Below are 765 nucleotides of genomic sequence, written 5' to 3'. Positions count from 1 at the left end.
ATAATAAAGTTGTTTAAAAATGAAAAACATTACCTATGTCACTAACGAGGCAGGTATGGTTAAGAAGGAATTTTTATAAATTGAGAGAATAAATATTTAAAACCCTATATTCTAGGGTAAGGAAATTATAGCTGATTACATAGATAAAATATAGATAATTGAAAAATACTAATTTTGGTTTGTTCTACAATTATTAAATAATACTCTGGGGATGATAGCTTTATGGAAATAATTCAATTACTAAAGAAGGATGACTTATTTAATAAGGCTATAGATGTTTTTTGGAAAGAATGGGGTGAAGAAGGTGGGCGTGCTTTTTACGAAGATTGTATGATTAATGCTTTAAATAATCCAAATGACATACCAAGTTTTTACGTTGCAAAAGTAGATGATAAGATTATCGGAATTTATGCATTAATTCGTAATGATCTAAATAGTCGTCAGGATTTGAGCCCCTGGCTAGCATGTTTGTTTGTAGATGAAAAATTTAGGGGCAACTCTCTAGGAGAAAAAATGTTGAATCATGGACTTCTAGAAGCGGCAAAAAGAGGATACAAATTTCTTTATCTTACTTCAGATCTTAAAGAATATTATGAAAAATATGGATGGGAAAAGATTGGGGTTGCTTATGGACCTAGTGGAGGTTACATACCTTTGTTTCAAAAGTTAACGGCTCTATAATTAAAGCGCCCCTTGTTTAACAAACAGGTGCTTTAGTTGAATAAGATTAAACAACTATGTTACTATCTTTTATAAACATTCCCC

At 30.7% G+C, this 765-nt stretch carries 1 protein-coding gene; it reads left to right on the top strand.

What is annotated here, in order from left to right; genetic code table 11:
* Window positions 1–222: 222 nt before the first annotated feature.
* Window positions 223–681, top strand: a complete 459-nt coding sequence (locus tag DN403_RS30910; protein ID WP_149186138.1) for a GNAT family N-acetyltransferase — start codon at window positions 223–225, stop codon at window positions 679–681.
* Window positions 682–765: the final 84 nt, after the last annotated feature.

Source organism: Bacillus sp. AY2-1 (assembly GCF_008368965.1).
Classification (GTDB): Bacteria; Bacillota; Bacilli; order Bacillales; family Bacillaceae_G; genus Bacillus_A; species Bacillus_A thuringiensis_S.
Note: the sequence above shows the minus strand (reverse complement) of the source record. Positions and strands in the feature narration are given on the sequence as shown.